Source organism: Stenotrophomonas sp. WHRI 8082, from assembly GCF_040223995.2.
Taxonomy (GTDB): Bacteria; Pseudomonadota; Gammaproteobacteria; order Xanthomonadales; family Xanthomonadaceae; genus Stenotrophomonas.
The window spans coordinates 2,207,028-2,222,925 of sequence record NZ_CP167826.1 but is presented as its reverse complement, the minus strand read 5'-3'; the positions used below and the strand labels follow the sequence as shown (position 1 = coordinate 2,222,925).

The 15,898-nt window shown below is 65.2% G+C and carries 20 protein-coding genes and 1 tRNA gene; 7 read left to right on the top strand and 14 right to left on the bottom strand.

Going from position 1 to position 15,898, the window contains the following annotated elements:
* Nucleotides 1-35: 35 nt before the first annotated feature.
* The gene (locus ABRP17_RS09705) at nt 36-188 is read right to left on the bottom strand and encodes an entericidin A/B family lipoprotein (RefSeq protein WP_188325779.1); all 153 of its coding nucleotides are present in this window, start codon (nt 186-188) and stop codon (nt 36-38) included.
* 143 nt (nt 189-331) lie between these two features.
* Entirely contained in the window at nt 332-1,249 is a 918-nt protein-coding gene (gene rocF, locus ABRP17_RS09700) for an arginase (protein WP_349985837.1), read from the bottom strand.
* Nucleotides 1,250-1,521: 272 nt separating this feature from the next.
* On the opposite strand from rocF, the gene ABRP17_RS09695 reads away from it, so the two are divergent.
* From ABRP17_RS09695 to ABRP17_RS09680, 4 genes are all read left to right on the top strand, one after another.
* On the top strand, nt 1,522-1,974 hold the full coding sequence (locus ABRP17_RS09695) for a roadblock/LC7 domain-containing protein (protein WP_349985836.1): 453 nt from the start codon (nt 1,522-1,524) through the stop codon (nt 1,972-1,974).
* 81 nt (nt 1,975-2,055) lie between these two features.
* Nucleotides 2,056-2,415 (top strand): roadblock/LC7 domain-containing protein, encoded by a 360-nt coding sequence (locus ABRP17_RS09690; protein ID WP_188327162.1) that lies wholly within the window; start codon nt 2,056-2,058, stop codon nt 2,413-2,415.
* Nucleotides 2,416-2,488: 73 nt separating this feature from the next.
* On the top strand, nt 2,489-3,448 hold the full coding sequence (locus tag ABRP17_RS09685) for a hypothetical protein (protein ID WP_188325776.1): 960 nt from the start codon (nt 2,489-2,491) through the stop codon (nt 3,446-3,448).
* Entirely contained in the window at nt 3,445-3,984 is a 540-nt protein-coding gene (locus ABRP17_RS09680) for an ATP/GTP-binding protein (protein ID WP_188325775.1), read from the top strand. Before ABRP17_RS09685 ends, ABRP17_RS09680 begins: the two co-directional genes overlap by 4 nt.
* Before the next feature lie 741 nt (nt 3,985-4,725).
* Here the strand turns inward: ABRP17_RS09680 and ABRP17_RS09675 are convergent.
* From ABRP17_RS09675 to ABRP17_RS09660, 4 genes are read right to left on the bottom strand one after another with little or no spacing between them, the layout of a single operon-like run.
* On the bottom strand, nt 4,726-5,190 hold the full coding sequence (locus ABRP17_RS09675; protein WP_349985834.1) for a hypothetical protein: 465 nt from the start codon (nt 5,188-5,190) through the stop codon (nt 4,726-4,728).
* A gap of 12 nt (nt 5,191-5,202) precedes the next feature.
* On the bottom strand, nt 5,203-5,922 hold the full coding sequence (locus tag ABRP17_RS09670; protein ID WP_349985833.1) for a hypothetical protein: 720 nt from the start codon (nt 5,920-5,922) through the stop codon (nt 5,203-5,205).
* Entirely contained in the window at nt 5,922-6,944 is a 1,023-nt protein-coding gene (locus ABRP17_RS09665; RefSeq protein ID WP_349985832.1) for a transglutaminase family protein, read from the bottom strand. The genes ABRP17_RS09670 and ABRP17_RS09665 overlap by 1 nt, the downstream gene beginning before the upstream one ends.
* Before the next feature lie 54 nt (nt 6,945-6,998).
* Nucleotides 6,999-7,289, bottom strand: a complete 291-nt coding sequence (locus tag ABRP17_RS09660; RefSeq protein WP_349985831.1) for a hypothetical protein — start codon at nt 7,287-7,289, stop codon at nt 6,999-7,001.
* Nucleotides 7,290-7,549: 260 nt separating this feature from the next.
* Between ABRP17_RS09660 and ABRP17_RS09655 the strand changes: the two genes are divergently transcribed.
* Nucleotides 7,550-7,837, top strand: a complete 288-nt coding sequence (locus ABRP17_RS09655; protein ID WP_349985830.1) for a helix-turn-helix transcriptional regulator — start codon at nt 7,550-7,552, stop codon at nt 7,835-7,837.
* Nucleotides 7,838-7,847: 10 nt separating this feature from the next.
* Here the strand turns inward: ABRP17_RS09655 and ABRP17_RS09650 are convergent.
* From ABRP17_RS09650 to birA, 4 genes are all read right to left on the bottom strand, one after another.
* Nucleotides 7,848-7,923 (bottom strand) — tRNA-Thr (locus ABRP17_RS09650).
* 202 nt (nt 7,924-8,125) lie between these two features.
* Entirely contained in the window at nt 8,126-8,944 is an 819-nt protein-coding gene (locus ABRP17_RS09645) for an SPOR domain-containing protein (protein ID WP_349985828.1), read from the bottom strand.
* A 9-nt stretch (nt 8,945-8,953) separates the two neighbouring features.
* The gene (locus tag ABRP17_RS09640; RefSeq protein WP_349985827.1) at nt 8,954-9,694 is read right to left on the bottom strand and encodes a type III pantothenate kinase; all 741 of its coding nucleotides are present in this window, start codon (nt 9,692-9,694) and stop codon (nt 8,954-8,956) included.
* Nucleotides 9,691-10,656 carry a bifunctional biotin--[acetyl-CoA-carboxylase] ligase/biotin operon repressor BirA gene (gene birA / locus ABRP17_RS09635; RefSeq protein WP_349985825.1) on the bottom strand — a complete coding sequence of 322 codons (966 nt, stop codon included), beginning with the start codon at nt 10,654-10,656 and terminating at the stop codon, nt 9,691-9,693. Before birA ends, ABRP17_RS09640 begins: the two co-directional genes overlap by 4 nt.
* Nucleotides 10,657-10,787: 131 nt before the next feature.
* On the opposite strand from birA, the gene ABRP17_RS09630 reads away from it, so the two are divergent.
* Entirely contained in the window at nt 10,788-11,063 is a 276-nt protein-coding gene (locus tag ABRP17_RS09630) for a hypothetical protein (protein ID WP_188325771.1), read from the top strand.
* On the top strand, nt 11,030-11,836 hold the full coding sequence (locus ABRP17_RS09625) for a M90 family metallopeptidase (protein ID WP_349985824.1): 807 nt from the start codon (nt 11,030-11,032) through the stop codon (nt 11,834-11,836). Before ABRP17_RS09630 ends, ABRP17_RS09625 begins: the two co-directional genes overlap by 34 nt.
* Nucleotides 11,837-12,072: 236 nt before the next feature.
* On the opposite strand, the gene ABRP17_RS09620 is transcribed toward ABRP17_RS09625, so the two are convergent.
* The 4 genes from ABRP17_RS09620 to dusA form a co-directional block, all read right to left on the bottom strand.
* A complete protein-coding gene (locus tag ABRP17_RS09620; RefSeq protein ID WP_188325770.1) occupies nt 12,073-13,497 on the bottom strand; it encodes a sensor histidine kinase in 1,425 nt (474 codons plus the stop codon).
* Nucleotides 13,498-13,519: 22 nt separating this feature from the next.
* Nucleotides 13,520-14,203 (bottom strand): response regulator transcription factor, encoded by a 684-nt coding sequence (locus ABRP17_RS09615; RefSeq protein WP_004136763.1) that lies wholly within the window; start codon nt 14,201-14,203, stop codon nt 13,520-13,522.
* Between the two features lie 74 nt (nt 14,204-14,277).
* On the bottom strand, nt 14,278-14,676 hold the full coding sequence (locus ABRP17_RS09610; protein WP_188325769.1) for a hypothetical protein: 399 nt from the start codon (nt 14,674-14,676) through the stop codon (nt 14,278-14,280).
* A 208-nt stretch (nt 14,677-14,884) separates the two neighbouring features.
* Nucleotides 14,885-15,880: a tRNA dihydrouridine(20/20a) synthase DusA gene (gene dusA, locus ABRP17_RS09605; protein ID WP_192082121.1), complete on the bottom strand. Its 996-nt coding sequence runs from the start codon at nt 15,878-15,880 to the stop codon at nt 14,885-14,887.
* Nucleotides 15,881-15,898: the final 18 nt, after the last annotated feature.

Sequence of the window (15,898 nt, the reverse complement as noted above, 5' to 3'; positions counted from 1 at the left end):
CGCTCATGCGGTAAAGAGGGGTAAGAAGCCGTCGCTCAGCACTTGCCGTTTTTGCAGTCCTGCGCGGTGTCATGGACAGCATCGCCAGCGCTCTGCATGTCCTTGCCGGCACCGGCAACGGTATTGCAGGCGGTCAGCGAACCTGCGGTGCACAGCGCAAACAACAGTACGGAAATGATTCGCTTCATCGTCTTCTCCTGGTTCAAGTCGCGGCGTCCGGAACGACCGGGCGTGCCGCGTGAGGAGCAATCTGGCGTTATCGGCGTGGAGCGAGTGTGAACGCGGGGGTCGCCTGTTCATCGGCGACCCCCGCGGCAGGCTGGCGCCCCCCTCAGTCGCGCATCAGGGTGGACTTGCCGAACAGGCTTTCCACCAGATCCACGGCCAGTTCGGCCGTGCTGTTGCGGTTGTCCAGCAGCGGGTTCAACTCCACGATGTCCAGCGAACCCATGCGCCCGCTGTCGGCGATCATCTCCATCACCAACTGTGCCTCGCGGTAATTCACCCCGCCCGGCACGGTGGTGCCGACGCCGGGCGCGATGCTGGGGTCGAGGAAGTCGACGTCGAAGCTGACATGCAGGTGGGTGTTCTCATCGATGCCTGCCAGTGCGGCCTCCATCGTGCGCTTCATGCCCGCTTCGTCGATGTAGCGCATGTCATAGACATCCACCCGGTGTTGCTTGATCAGACGCTTTTCTTCCGGGTCCACCGAGCGGATGCCGATCTGCCGGACCTGCGAAGGCAGCAGCGCCGGCGCATCACCGCCGAGCCGGGTCAGTGCGTCCGGGCCCAGGCCGCACAGGCAGGCAACCGGCATGCCGTGCACGTTGCCCGACGGAGTGACGTCGCTGGTGTTGAAATCCGAATGTGCGTCCAGCCATAGCAGGCGCAGGTCCTTGCCCTGTTCGCGGCACCAGCGCGCCACGGCCGTGACCGAGCCCACGCCCAGGCAATGGTCGCCGCCCAGCATGATCGGCATCCGCCCATCGCGCAGCTCGGCCAGCGTGGCCTCCATCAGCAGCCGGTTCCATTCTACGACTTCGTCCAGATGGCGATAGCCGGACACCGGGGGCGTCCAGGGATTGCGCGGACCGTCCAGGTTGCCCAGGTCACGTACCTCGACACCACGTGCCGCAAGCGCCTCGGGCAGCCCGGCGATGCGCAAGGCTTCTGGCCCCAGGCGGGCACCACGATGGCCAGCGCCGATGTCGGTGGGGACGCCGATCAGCGAGACGGGAAGATGGGTCATTGCAACCTCTGTACGGAACAAAGAAGCCAGTCTATCCAGCACGACCGGCGTCCTCTCGCGGCAGTGCAGCAGCCATTACGGCCGCAGGAGCGGAAGGCCACTGCCTTTCACGTTAAAAGGCTGCCCTGTCAAAGACTTGACACGCGGCACGGTTAATCCTGCGTTGCAAAAGTGGTCCGATATACTGTGCTACGGTTCACACTTTCAGCCTTCCAACGGTTGGAAAATGCGTCGCCACTCGGCGGTCCGCGAACGGTTCCAGGGGGAAACCAGTGCAACGCAGTGCCATCAACCAGATCGTCCGCGGTGCGACCGGCGAAAGCCAGCCCGTGCGCCAGCTTTACGATACGACCCGCATCACCGACATCTTCCGCCAGGCACGTGAGCGCGAGGCCGGACTGACGCTGCTGATGCTGTCCACGGCCGATGGGCGTGCGGTGGCCGAAGATTCAGCGCTGGGCGTCGACGGTCGCCGCTTGGCGGCGATGACCAACTCGTTCCTCACGCTGGGCGAAACCGTGTCGCGCGAGCTCTCGCTGAGCGAGGCTGAGTACGCCACGGTGTGCACCCGGCAGGGCAACGTGGTGCTGATCCGGGTAAACGCCGACAAGCCGATGACACTCACCGCCGTTGCCTCCGCGGAGGTCAACCTCGCCGTGCTGCTGTTCCATGCGCGCGAATGCGCTGCCCGCCTCGAGACCGCCCTGCGCACACGCGCAGGCTGACCCCGCTTCCCCTCTTTGCTTTTCCGAAGGCAGGCCACACGGTCTGCCCTGCCACTCTGCACGACCCAAAAAAGGATGACTGTGTCAAAGCTCAATCTGGAAAACCTCAATTCGATCGCCGGCTTCGTCGGTGCCGCCCTTGTCGACAGTGACAGCGGCATGGCGCTGGGAATGATCGGTGGCGGCGACGTCAACCTCGAACTGGCTGCTGCGGGCAACACCGAAGTCGTGCGCGCCAAGCGTCGCGTGGCACAGTCGCTCGGCCTGTCCGACACCCTCGAAGACATCCTGATCAGCCTGAGCAGCCAGTACCACCTGATCCGGCCGCTGGAGAGCAATCCGATGCTGTTCCTGTACGTCGTGCTGGATCGCAGCCGCTCGAACCTGGCGATGGCGCGCCATGAGCTGAAGTCGTTCGAAAAGACCCTGGATTTCAGTTGAGCCCGCACGCCTGCCCTGTCCGGTGCCGCGTGCCGGCACGGACGCGGTGGGCGGCATCTCGGCCTCTTTCTGCATGAACGCACCCATCCGCCATTTCAAGGTCGCCGTGGCCGGCCTCGACCTGTTGCATGCCACGCGCTTGAAGCTGGCGTGTTCGCTGCTGCTTGCCGAACGCATGGACGTCACCCTGCATCCGTGGAACGGCCAGGACGCCGACCTGCTGGTGGTGGGCGGTGATGCGTCTGCTGCCGAGGCCACCCGCGAGGCCGAGGCGCTGGGCGTTGCGCGGCTGACCATCGCGCGCAGCGTACAAGCCGCCACGGCAGGTGCGCTGCCACACGGCGCCAGCGTGCGCGATATCAACCAGCAGCTCGCCGTATTGCTCGCCTCGACCGGAACGGCCGAGGACGATGCTGCGTCACTGGCCGCGTTGCCCGTGTCACTGCTGCAGGCCCTGCAGTCGCCTGCCGAAGGTGGCCTGTTGCTGCTGCAGCGGGGTGCGGTGCGCTTTGCGGTAGACGCGGCGACGCGCAGCGTTGCGCTGCCGCCGGGACTTTCGTTGGCCGAACTGGTGCCGCTGCTGGATGACCAGGCGTGGTCGTCGACCCCGCTGGATGCAGCCACCTTCCAACACCAATACGGCTATCTGCTGCCGCGACGACGTTCGTTCGAAGCGCTGTATTTCAGCATCGCCCGGCATCGACCGAGCCTGCTCGACAGGCCCGCCGCAGGCACCCCGGTGCGATTGCAGCACTGGCCCGATCTGGAACACAGCGACGTACCCGCAGAGTGGTTGCTGCCGATCGCCCAGCTGCACGCGCGCCGCTGGACTTCGTCATCGCTGGCCGCCGCGTGCCGATTGCCGCACGATACCGTGCAATCCATTTTCTCCGCCGCGATCGCCAGCGGCCTTGTCCCGCACCAGGAGAACACCGTGCCCTCACCACCGCGCTCCGCCGGTCTTCGCGATTCACGGTTCCTGGGCTGGGTGGCGCGCCGCTTCGGCCTGGATCTGCAGGGTGGCCGCGCATGAACCTGCCGGCCAACAAACTGGTGTTCGTCGGCGGCATGGGGGCCGGCAAGACCACTGCCGTGCGCGCGATCTCCGATATCGAACCGGTAAGCACCGAAATGCCGCTCAGCGAGGACGCCACGGCAGACAAGGTGGAGACCACCGTCGCGCTGGATTACAGCTCCATCGAACTGGATGACGGCGAGCTGCTGCACCTGTACGGCGTACCCGGCCAGCGCTACCTGGACTTCATGTGGCCGATGGTCTGCGAAGGCGCACTGGGCGTGATCGTGCTCGTCAGCGCGGCATCGCCGGACCCGGTGGGCTCGACGCTGGAGCTGCTGCAGGAGTTCTCCCGCATCGCACCCGACGCCAGCTTGGCCGTGGGCATCACCCGCACCGATGAGCATCCGCAGCTGATGGTGACCGCGGTCCGTGACGCCCTGTTCGCGGCTGGCTTCCGCCTGCCGGTCCTGCGCGTGGATGCGCGCTCGGCCACCCAAGTGACTTTCCTGGTGCGGTCGCTGCTGTCGCATCGGTACGCGGAATCGAGCTGACGCGCGCGGGGAGTGGGTCGCCCTTTCGCCACGCGGAGGGGATGCCCGACTCAGACGTGATCGCTGCAGAGCGAAGCAAGTGAAGGTGGTGCCGCTTATCCGAATCGAACGGATGGCCCTTCGCGTACTCGCGCAGGGCGCCCATGCGGTAGCGGATCAGCTTCGGGCCGACGCGCGTGTACTTCGGGCCGCCGCTGTTGCAGCGGTACCAGGACAAGGTGTTGTACTTGAGGCGCAGGAACGCGGCCGCCTCTTGGACGGTAGCCAGCGCGTCGTCGGGGAGCGCATGCAGCTCCGCCATTTCCTCGGGGGAGAACTTCTTTGGTTCGTAGGGATTGGCCATCGGTGATTCCTCGTCAACCGTTCCCGCAGCGACAACGTGTCGCTGCGAGACATCCGCGGCCTTGCGCCGAAGATAGGACCCTTGCCCCCGTTGTCATCCAGGGAGGGCCTCGGCTGTTCTTGCCACCGAAAGCACTTCTGACCGCCGATGCCGGCGATCCTCGGGCTGATCGCTAGCCCGGTTAAGTCACATAGTATCGAGGCGGTTCTCGCGCCGACACCAACATTGTGTCCGGGGTCCCCGGTGAGCCCGTGCGGCTCGGCGCGGTCCGGATTGCTCGGTATCAAGCCGAGCGGCCCGGGACACGACACAGATCAACTGGTGAGTCTTGTTGCGTGTTTAAACGACCGAGCGTTGTGTCAGACCTACTGTCGGACTGCTGGCCGTGCCTTTTCGTATCAGTTTGTGAAGATTGACGGGTAGCGTCGTCTTAAATCATCCACGTCGATCACGATAGCCGTGGGCAACGGACATGCACCCAAGTCAATCTTTCCAACCAGGTAGTCGGCGAGGAATTTGCCCTTGACGGTGATCGTGGTGCCATCCAAAAGTTCGCGTTTGACCGTTAGCGCATCGGGGTTGGCGATGGTTAAACAATAGGCTTGATAGGCCTTGGGGTCGAATGCAGGATCATCGGCGTCCCATCGCCGTTCGAACTCGGCTTTTAATGCCTTGGACTGATATAAATTGTGTGCCTCTGGGACCAGCGTCAAAAAGCCTTCCACCACTACCGTCTTGTCGCGATATTGCTCAGGCGCAGCATTCAAATCGCTGGGCGATACGGCTCCCCCGCTCGTCGGTGCAGAATGAGCGCAACCTATCATTACCAAGGCGAGGGTCAAGAGGGGAATACGGGTGTTCATTTAGGGGGAGACCTAGGGGTTGTGGAACAACTTTTGTTCGTTGTTCAGATTGCGCTGGATTTGCTTCTCTTGCCCCCCATTCATCGCGCCATGCGGATAAGAGAACTGCAGTTGCCCGCTGTTGATTTCATGCCAACCTACTTGGCCTTGAGACACCGTGGCAGTCGGAATACCAGCTTTTAACGATTGCGTGTCGCCGTAGCCGCCGTTGAGTTTTGGTGCATCCACCATGCCATTGGACTTGTTGGACCCACCGTCAATGTGGCCGTGTATGACGCCCATGGCGTTCTGCGGAATAGTTGCTGCCGCAGTAGCGCCGGCGCTGTTGCTCGTATTTTGGACGCCTTGTGCGGGCTGGGCTACTGGCTTGCCATTTGCGTCGGGAACGAAAAATCCCAAACTTTCGTTTGAGCCGGATTTAACGGTGAATTGAGGCACGGCTGCGTTGCCAGCTGCGCGCAAGTCGGGGGAGGCCAACGTGGTTTGTCCGTTCGACTTGGCGGCATTGTAGGTATCGGCAGTGATGGTGCACTGATTGTTGGCGCACGACTTGGCGCGGCCATCTGGGTCCGTGAATTTGTAGGGATTATTCTCTACATAGTAGTAGCGATTGAAATTCGTACCGGTGCTTGGGTTAGCTTTAACTGGATCCACTGAAACGAAACGCGCCCATGCGTCAAAGGCCAGCAGGCATAACACTGCAGCTAACGTCTTTGAAATGGTCTTGCGCATCACTGTCCCCTTCGCGTCTTCTCACGCTGGATGGATTGTAAGTAGTTGGCTTCTTGTTCGGGCGTCTTCTGTGTCCAGCCGAGGGATTCGGCCTTGGCAAACCACGCCAGATTCTCGCGGGTCAAGCGAGCATATTCCCCGTGCAGCGCCGGAGGAACGTCTGCCGGGTTCGGATACTTGGATGTGAAGCGCTGCTGCGTCTGGAGGTAGTAGGCGTTGGCCTTCCAGATCATGGCAGCCGGGTCCTTGGGATTGGCGGCCAGCGCGAGGTCCGCCACGGCCATGAGCGCATCGGTGTCCTTCTTCGCGCCGTAGTGCTCCAGCAAGGTGCTGGCAATCACACCCACGCCCTCGTGCGGCAGCAGCGGACGCAGGTAGAGCCCATTGTCCAACGCCGCGTCAGAGATTCCCGTCTCGCGCTGGTAGCTGCTGTCGTATTTGAAGCCGCCGGCGGTGGCTTCGATGTTCAACCACATTTGCTGCTCATCGTCGGCGAACTTCACCAACAGGTGGTTGGGTGCCATGGCCAGCGCAACGGTTAACCCCAGTCGTTGGCCCAAGATGACAAAGAGGATGGGCATTGAAACGCAGTTGCCCTTGCGCGTCGTCAAGTAGGTGGCTAGCTGCTTGTTCTTCGGGTTCTTGCCCAGCGGGTCCGACAGGTCGTAGGTGAAAGGCTTGCCCTGGTTCCACTCGCCCGGCACGTAGAGCGTCTTGAGCAAGGCGTCGAGAACCTGGCGCGCCGTCGGGTTGGCGGGCACGTTGCCGCGCACAGCGCGCTCCCATTGGTCGAGTTGCCGGCGCACGGCCGCGGTGTCGGTGGACGGGTCGATGATTCGGTCCACCTCCAGCTTGGCGGCGGCGTAATCGACGCGATTATCGGGGAGTTGAAACTGGGCGCGCAACGGCGAGAGGTCAGAGGCGGCCAACGAAAGCGGCGCCAGGACGAATAACCACGCGCCCCAAGCCCATTCGATCCATCGGCGGCTTGCCCGTCTCCCCATTGCAACCTTCTCCCCCACCTGATGATGATCCTAGGCCCTGTCAACTGCTACTGTCCAGATGCCCCCCTAAACCTACAGACAGGCGCCCGACCAAGCGTGGGCGACGTTGTCCCGCCTCTCGAGGATGACCCTTCCGTCGCCGAACACGAAGCGCCGGGAGCCCATGTACCCGCCGTAACTGTTCTTGGCGTTGACCCTGCCGCAGGCGACCAGGCCGAACTCCTCGGTGTAGTTGGCGCGCACGTCCTTGAACTGCGCGGAGTCCGGGTCCTTCAGTTCGCGCCTGACGGCGCGCTCGGCCGGGACAATGGTCTCGGCGCCGAACCACTTCTCCTGCTGCGCCTTCTTCTCGGCCGCCGACATGGGGCGCTCCGGCTCGGGCTGCGGTGCCGCAGGCTCCTGCGCCTGCTTAGGCAGTGCCGCTGCCGTAGTTGCCGATGCAGCGGCAGGCACGGGCTAGCTGCGTGGCACCAGCTTCGACCCGATCCAAGCCAGGACCGCCAAGACGACTAGAAGAATCCCTATCCGCTTCATGCTCCCCCTAAGCCAGCGCCAGTAAATAGTCTATTTTGGACTAATCCAATACGGACTCTAGTGTGCGGTGACCTGCCTGTCACCGCGCGATGGCCCCATCGACCCACAACCCCGACTACCAGCTACTCCTGACCGTCCTCAAGGCGGCCCGCAAGCGGGCGGGCGTGTCGCAAATCGACTTGGCCGAGCGGCTGGGGAACACGCAGACCTTCGTGTCCAAGTGCGAGCGTGGGGAGCGGCGCATCGACGCCGTGGAGTTGGTGGAATTCGCCGAGGCGCTCGACGTCAAGCCGCTTGAGCTGCTGGGCGAGTACCTGGAACAGCGCGCGGCCAGGCTGCAACCGAAGTCGAGAAAGAGCAGCGCGAAGCGGCGCTGATTACGAGGGATGGTGCCGCTTGTCCGAATCGAACGGACGACCTACTGATTACAAATCAGTTGCTCTACCGACTGAGCTAAAGCGGCGATGTCGTACTTCTCTTGCTCAAACCGTGTCCGGCTTGTCCCGCAGTCTACGCGCTGGCGAGCCTAAAGCCTTGCCGCGCTTAGCCTTCCGGCCGGTCACCACAACAACCGCGTCCGAGTTACAAGACAGTTGCTCTACCAACTGAGCTAAAGCGGCGTAGTACTGACGCGTCCGCGGCGTGGCCGCGAAGCAGGGTGGATTCTACCGCAGACCTGCGCAGTCCAGCGAGCGTTGCTGTGCGGCCCCACTACGCTGGCGCACGCCGGTGGGGGTCTGGCCCTCGGCCAACGCGCCCTGCAGCCACCACGTGGCACTGCCCTCGCCGCCACTCAGGCGGGCCTGGAAGCCGGCGGCCTGCACCGCCGCCAAGCGGCGCTCGGCGCCTTCGCGGTTGCGGTACTGGCCCAGTGCGATGGCGTTCGCGTCAGGGCCTTGGGCGATGATGTAGTAGTCGCTCAGACCGGCCGCGACGATGCGCTGGACCGTCGCCTGTGCGGCCTCGCGGCTGGCGGCGGGCGGCAGCATCACGCGGAAGCGGGTCGTGCTGCCGGGCACGGCCTGCTCCTGCAGGCGCGCCTGGGTGAGGGCGTTGCCCGTCTTGCCCTGCGCGGCCTGGGCGCCGGTCCGGTCAGGGAAAGGTCCCAGCGCGATGCAGCGCTGCGGAGTGGCCGGCGAGGCGGCCGCGGGCGTCACGGCGGCGGCCGGCGTTGCAGCCAGCGTCCCGGATGCCGGTTCCACGGTGGGCGGCGTCTCCGGCGCCGACGGCGTCGCGGGCGGTGGTAACGGGGTCTGCGTGGGCGACGATGCCGATGGGCTCTCGACCGTCGTGTCCTGCAACGGCGGCGCAGCGACACTGCCCTGTTGAGGCTGTCGGGTTTCCGTGTCGTCCAGCAGTTGCAACTGCGCCACGCCAGCGGGTGGCTCGACGTCCGCGACCACCGGCTCGCCACGCAGCATCCACCACAGCGCGACGCTCACGTTGAGCAGGACCAGGAAGACGATCAGGGCACGAGTCAGCATCCGCTGATCCTAGCCTGTCGCCGCAGGCAGGTGCACGGCCCAGCGTGCCAGCCCATCGAGCACCAGCAGCGGCTGGTGGCCCGCATCGTCTGCCAGGTGCGGCAGCAGCGCCGGTGCACCGCCGCCATGCAGCAACAGGTCCACCGGCGCCTGCAGGCGTTGGCGGGCCTGTTCCCGGCTGCGCTCTATCAGCGCGATCGCCGCCCCGTCGCAACCTGATGCCAGCGCATCGTCGGTGTCGTCGGCGAACTCCATGTACTGGCCACCCTGCGGTGGCAGCTGCACCGCACGCGCATGCAGCGCTTCGCGCATGGTGGTCGGCGAGGCCGCGATACGGCCGCCATGGTGCTGTCCCTGCGCATCCAGCAGGTCGATGGTCAGCGCGGTACCAACGCCGGCCACCAGCACATGCCGATGCGTGCGCGCCGCCGCCAGCAGCGCCAGGAAGCGATCGACGCCGAAGCGCGCAGGGTCGGCATAGGCGATGCGTACATCGGCGAACGCGGCCTCCGTGCGTGCCACATGCACGTGGGTGAAGCGCATGCGCAGGATTTCCAGCATGGTCGCGGTCAGGCCGGTTGCTGCCACGCTGGCAACGTACGCCACGCGGCCCTGCGGCAAGGTTCGCAGCGCGTCGCCACGCAGGTCTTCGGCACCGTGCGTCCACGCCTGTACCTCACCGGCACGGTCGCCCAGCAGCGGGGCGTACTTGAAACGGGAATTACCGAGGTCGAACAACCAGTCGCTCATCGCGCCCTCACGCTGACTTCGCCGGCGTGCACGTGGTGCTCGCGGCCATTGATCAGCACGCGCAGCGCGCCGTCATCGGCCAGCCCCAGCGCGCGCCCGTGCTGCCAGTGTCCCCCCTGCTCCACCTGCACCTCACGGCCGGCCAGGCTGTCCAGCGCGGTGTAGCGTGCCAGGAACGGGGCCAGACCCTCCGCTTCGAACTGCTCCAGCGCGGGCAGCAGATGGGACAGCACGGCAGCGGCCACGGTGTTGCGCTGAACCGGCGCACCGTTGAGACGATCCAGGTCGGTCCACGGCTGGTCGATGTGTTCAGCCGCCGCGGCAGGCATGTGCACGTTGATGCCGATGCCGATCACCGCCCGCGCCGGGCCGGCGAACTCGCCGCCCCCTTCCACCAGCAGGCCGCCCAGTTTGTGGCCGTTGACCACCAGATCATTGGGCCACTTCAGCTGCACCTGGGCATGGCCCAAGCCGTGCAACGCCTCGGCGATCGCTACGCCGGCCATCAGGCTGAGGCCGCCCAACTGGGCCAGCCCGCCGGCGAAACCACGCAGCACCGAGAGGTAGATGTGGGCGGCCAGCGGCGAGGCCCACTCGCGCCCGCGACGGCCACGCCCACCGGTCTGGCGCTCAGCCAGCAGCACGCGATTGCCGCGCGGCGGCGCGCTGCAGCGCAGCAATTCACTGTTGGTTGAGCCGGTGCTCCACAGCACCTGCAGGTCATCAACGAGGGCATCCACCGGCGCCGACAGTGCGGCACGGATCTGCGTGGGGTCCAGCAGGTCGACGCGTTGGGACAGCGTGTATCCGCCCCCGGCACGGCCTTCGATCGCCACGCCTGCAGACCTAAGTCCTTGAATCCGCTTCCAGATTGCAGCGCGGGTCTGGCCCAGCTCACGCGCGAGCGCATCGCCGGACAGCGGTCCGGCGGCCAGTTTGGCCAGCAGTTGGCGGTCGTCCACGGCAGGTTCCGTCAAGTAAACGGGGAAAGTATGCGGCAAAGGAATCGAGCCTGCCCGCGGGGGGTTCCAATTGAGGGCGCGAATCGGGCTAGAATCGAGAGCTCACCCGCCCTTGACCACGGATGTCGACGATGCGCTGCTTTGCCCATTGCCTGGTCCTGTTGATGGCCCCCGTACTTGCCAACGCCGCCACGGCGATGGCCAGCGAAGGGCGAGGTGACTGTGTCTATTCCACGCCGGATGCCGAGCGACCGCCGAACGCGCGCAGTGCCGCAGCAGCCGTGCCGACCGCGCCCAAGCCGGTGCCCGCGCAGGCCACGTCCAGCGGTGGCGGCGGTGACGACGACGTGTTGCAGCGCCTGCGTGCGCCGAAGTGGCACAGCTTCCTGCCGGGTATGTTCCGCTGATCGAGGCGTTGTTGCGCTGGCTGCGGCCGGCCCCCCGTCCTGTCCCTGACGCGCTATGGCAGCAGGCCTGCCAGGACGTGCCGTGGCTGCGCGGCCTCAGCGCCGATCAACAGCAGCGGCTGCGCGCGCTGGCCACCCGCTTCCTGCACGAGAAGACCATCAGCCCGGTGGGGGGACTGACCCTGCGCGATGAAGACGTGCTGCTGCTGGCCGCGCTGTGCTGCCTGCCGCTGCTGCAACTGGGCGAGGCCGGGCTGCGCGGATGGTCGCAGCTGATCCTGTATCCGGACGCCTTCCGCGTGCAACGCAGCCACGTCGATGCCGCAGGCGTGCTGCACGAGTGGGATGACGAGTTGATCGGTGAAAGCTGGGACAGTGGACCGTTGATCCTGTCGTGGGCGGATATCCAGGCCGACCTGCAGGCGCCGTTCGATGGCTACTGCGTGGCGGTACACGAGATGGCACACAAGATAGATGCACTGGACGGTGCGATCGATGGCACGCCCCCGCTGCCCCGTGAGTGGCAGCGTCAGTGGGCACACGATTTCCAGCAGGCCTACGATGCGTTCTGCGCGCAGGTGGATGCCGGCGAAGCGACGTTGATCGACCCGTATGCAGCGGAGGCGCCGGAAGAGTTTTTCGCGGTGACCACGGAGTACCATTTTTCCGCGCCGGATGTGCTGGCCGAGGCGCTGCCGGTCGTCGCCGCGCACCTGCGGCGCTTCTATGGTGAGCCGCCGACAGTGCCTGCGCTGGATGATGCCGCACGGTGAATGGCGAGCAGGTAGCGCCGAGCCATGCTCGGCGAGCGCCCCGCGCGGTGCGTGATGTCCGCGCGGTGATGGATTCCGCCGAGCGTGGCTCGGCGCTACCGAAGATGCCGCGAGGTGATCGATCCGCGCGCACGGTGAAGTGGCGAGCCGGTAGCGCCGAGCCGTGCTCGGCGAGCGCACCGCGCGGTGCGTGACACCCGCGCGGTGATGGATCCTGCAGCGGCTGGAACTCCGGCTTACGGGCCGGGCGGCAGCCGCACTTCGAAACGCGCGCCACCCAATTCCGACGAGCGCGTCACCAGCAGTTCGCCGCGGTAATCCTTGATCAGGTCCTGCACGATCGACAGGCCGATGCCATGGCCTTGCACGCGCTCATCGCCGCGCACACCCCGCTGCAGCACCTTGGCGATGTCATCGTGCGCGATGCCCGGGCCATCGTCGTCCACCGCCAGCAGCAGGCCGGGTCGACGCATGTTCGGTGCAGGCAGCGGTTGCGCGGTCAGCAGCACGCGGCGGCTGGCCCACTTGAAGGCGTTTTCCAGCAGGTTGCCCAACAGTTCCTGCAGGTCACCCGGCTCGCCGTGGAAGCGCGAACCCGGATCGATGTCGAACTCGCACAACACGCCCTTGCTGGCGTACACCTTCTCCAGCCCGCGCACGATCTCCTCGGCATTGGACTCGATCGGCAGCGGCGCGGAGAACAGTTTGTGGCCCGACGACGCGGCACGTGCGAGCTGGTAGGACACCAGGTTGTTCATGCGCTGCAGCTGCACATCCAGCTCTTCGCGCAACGCATCGTTGCTGGATCCGCTGTCCATCTGCGTACGCAGCACCGCGATCGGCGTCTTCAGGCTATGCGCCAGATCGGCCAGCGTGTTGCGCTGCCGCTCCAGATTATCGCGCTCGCTCTCGATGAAGGCGTTGATGCTGTCGGTCAGCGGTTCCAGTTCGCGCGGGTGGCGCTCGCTCATGCGCTCGCTCTCGCCGCGCTGCACGCGCGTCAGCTCGGTGATCACTCGACGCATCGGCCGCAGGCTCCATTGCAGGATCACCGTCTGCAGCAGCAGCAGGATCAGGCCGATACCACCGAGGTAGAACCACACACGGCCACGGAACACGCGCAGCTGCGCACCCAGTGCGCTGCTGTCTTCCATCACGTAGATCGTGTACGGAAACTCGGTCGCCGGATCGGCTTCCACGTCCCACACCAGGCCTTGGCCGTAGCGATACACCGATCCCTCGCTGCCGTCGATCTGGATGATCGGCAACGGACCTTCAAAGACTTCCTGACGCGGCGCGAGCAGGCCACCGCCCACCGTAGGCAGCATGGGACCTTCGGCGGACATCGAGGTTACCTTGCCATCGGGCGTCACCACCTGCAGGTACAGGCCACTGCCGGGGACGTCGAAACGCGAATCCGGCGGCTGCTCGCGCAGGTACAACGAGCGGTCGCGGGTGAAATCGCTGCCCGCCGCGTAGGCCGTGGCGTAGTTCTTCAGGCGCTCGCGCAGGTTGGCACGCGCGGTATCGGCAAAGGCCGCATCGAGTGCGTAACCGGCCAGCGCCAGAAAGGCCACCAGGCCCACCGACGCAGCCAGCAGCTGGCGTGCCTGCAGGGATCGCGGCCGCCAGCGTCGGAATAACCACAGACGGCCGGACATCAGATGCTCGCCAGGTGCAGGCTCAGCCTTCGTTACGCGGAATCGCGAAACGGTAGCCGCGGCCGCGTACGGTTTCGATCGGCTTCAGTTCGCCGTCCGGATCCAGCTTCTTGCGCAGGCGGCCGATGAAGACCTCCAGCACGTTGGAGTCGCGGTCGAAGTCCTGCTGGTAGATGTGCTCGGTGAGATCGGCCTTGGAGACCAGTTCACCGGCGTGCATCATCAGGTACTCCAGCACCTTGTACTCGTAGCTGGTGAGATCGACGTTGCTGCCCGCCACGCTGACCGTCTGCGCCGCGAGGTCCAGGGCAACCGGGCCACATTCCAGCGTCGGCTTGCTCCAGCCGGCTGCACGGCGCAGCAGCGCATTGACACGCGCCAGCAGTTCTTCAACGTGGAACGGCTTGACCAGGTAATCGTCAGCGCCCTGCTTGAGGCCCTCGACCTTGTCCTGCCAGCTGGACCGTGCGGTCAGGATCAGCACCGGAAACTTCTTGCCCTCGTCGCGCAGGGCCTTGATCAGTTCCATGCCCGACATCTTGGGCAGGCCCAGATCGATGATGCCCACGTCGAACGGCACTTCGCGGCCCATGTAGAGACCTTCCTCGCCATCCTGCGCCGCGTCGACGGCAAAGCCTTCGCGCTTGAGCCGGGCTGCAAGGGTCTCACGCAGCGGGGCTTCGTCTTCGACCAGAAGGATACGCATGAACTCTCCCTAGTGTGCTGGGGTCGGCCTGTTGGGCCGGTGGAAATCGGGTTTGATGCGACGATGATCCCTGTTCAGGGGTTATCGCCGCGTAGTGAAGACATATCCGATCGGGGCGGGCGGGGTTGTGAACGCTGCTGCACAGGATCGTCCATGTAACGCACGCGACCACGCTCATCCATGTACTTCACGCGGTTGATGTTGCGCCCATCAAAGGGCACCTGCTCCACGCCAAGGATGTGTCCACCGGTAGACCGCTGCACCCGACGCACCGCATCGGACAACGACCGCCGCTCTTCGCTGGGGCCACCGCGCACCATGTCCGCACGCTCGGCCATCTGCATGCGCTGCGGCACGCCCTGCTGCATCTGCGCCGGTGGAGGCGCCTGCGCATGGGACGGCAGCGGCGCCAATGCACCCAGCGCCACGCAGGTGGCAAGGGTGAGCTGGCAGGTGTGGAAACGGAAGAACATCGTTGCGATCCTAGCCGAGGTCGGCAATTCGTTCAAAAAATGTGAAGTCCGCGTCCGGATCAGGGACCCGGGGCTTTACATATCTTTTCCAAATTTCGGCTTTTACCAGTGAATCCGGTCTGAACTTTTCTGAAGATCGGATGTCTATGTTCAGGTAAGTGAACATACTAGCAGGTATGTTGCGCCGGATGTCGCCCTGCAGAAGTCCTCAAGCCGCGACGCGTCCGCCATCCCGCTCGGTGACCGCGAGCGCCTGTTCCACCAACGACCAGTCGGCTCCCTCACGGTGCGCGCCTTCACTGAGGATCTGCCGGAATGCGCGCCCCCCGGGCTGGCCATGGAACAGGCCCAGGATGTGGCGGCTGATGTGCTTGAGCGCGGCGCCCTCCGCCAGCTTCGCTTCGACGTAGGGACGCAGCGCGCGCAGCAGCGCTTGGCGCGTCTGCAGCGGTGCGCCCGTGTGCAGCGACTCCAGCTGATGCAGCAGGTAGGGGTCATGGTAGGCCGCACGGCCCAGCATCACCCCGTCCACCTTGCCCTGCTGCGCCTGTACGGCGTCGATGCTGGCCAGCCCGCCGTTGAGCACCACGGGCAGCTGCGGGCGCTCCTGCTTGAGGCGGTACGCCCAGTCATAACGGAGCGGGGGTACTTCACGGTTTTCTTTGGGCGAAAGGCCCTTCAGCCACGCGTTGCGCGCGTGCACCACCACCATCGGGGCACCCGCCTGCACTTGCCGGTCGACGAATTCCGCGAAGCGCTCGTACTCGCTGTCATCGTCCACACCCAAGCGGCATTTGACCGTCACCGGGATGTCCACGGCCGCCACCATCGCCGCCACGCAGTCGGCCACCAACGCCGGTTCGCGCATCAGGCACGCACCGAAGCGCCCCGCCTGCACGCGATCGGACGGACACCCGCAGTTGAGGTTGACCTCGTCATAGCCCCAGTCCTGCGCGATCCGCGCGGCCTGCGCCAACAGGGCCGGCTCGCTGCCGCCCAGCTGCAGCGCCAGCGGCTGTTCCACCGGATCGAAGCCCAGCAGCCTTTCGCGGTCGCCATGGATCACCGCGTTGGCGTGCACCATTTCCGTGTACAGCCGCGCGCCGGGCGCCAGCAGCCGATGGAACACGCGGCAATGGCGGTCCGTCCAATCCATCATGGGGGCGACGCACAGGCGGATATGTTCAGATTTCAATGTTTTCATGTACTTAAGGTCATAAAG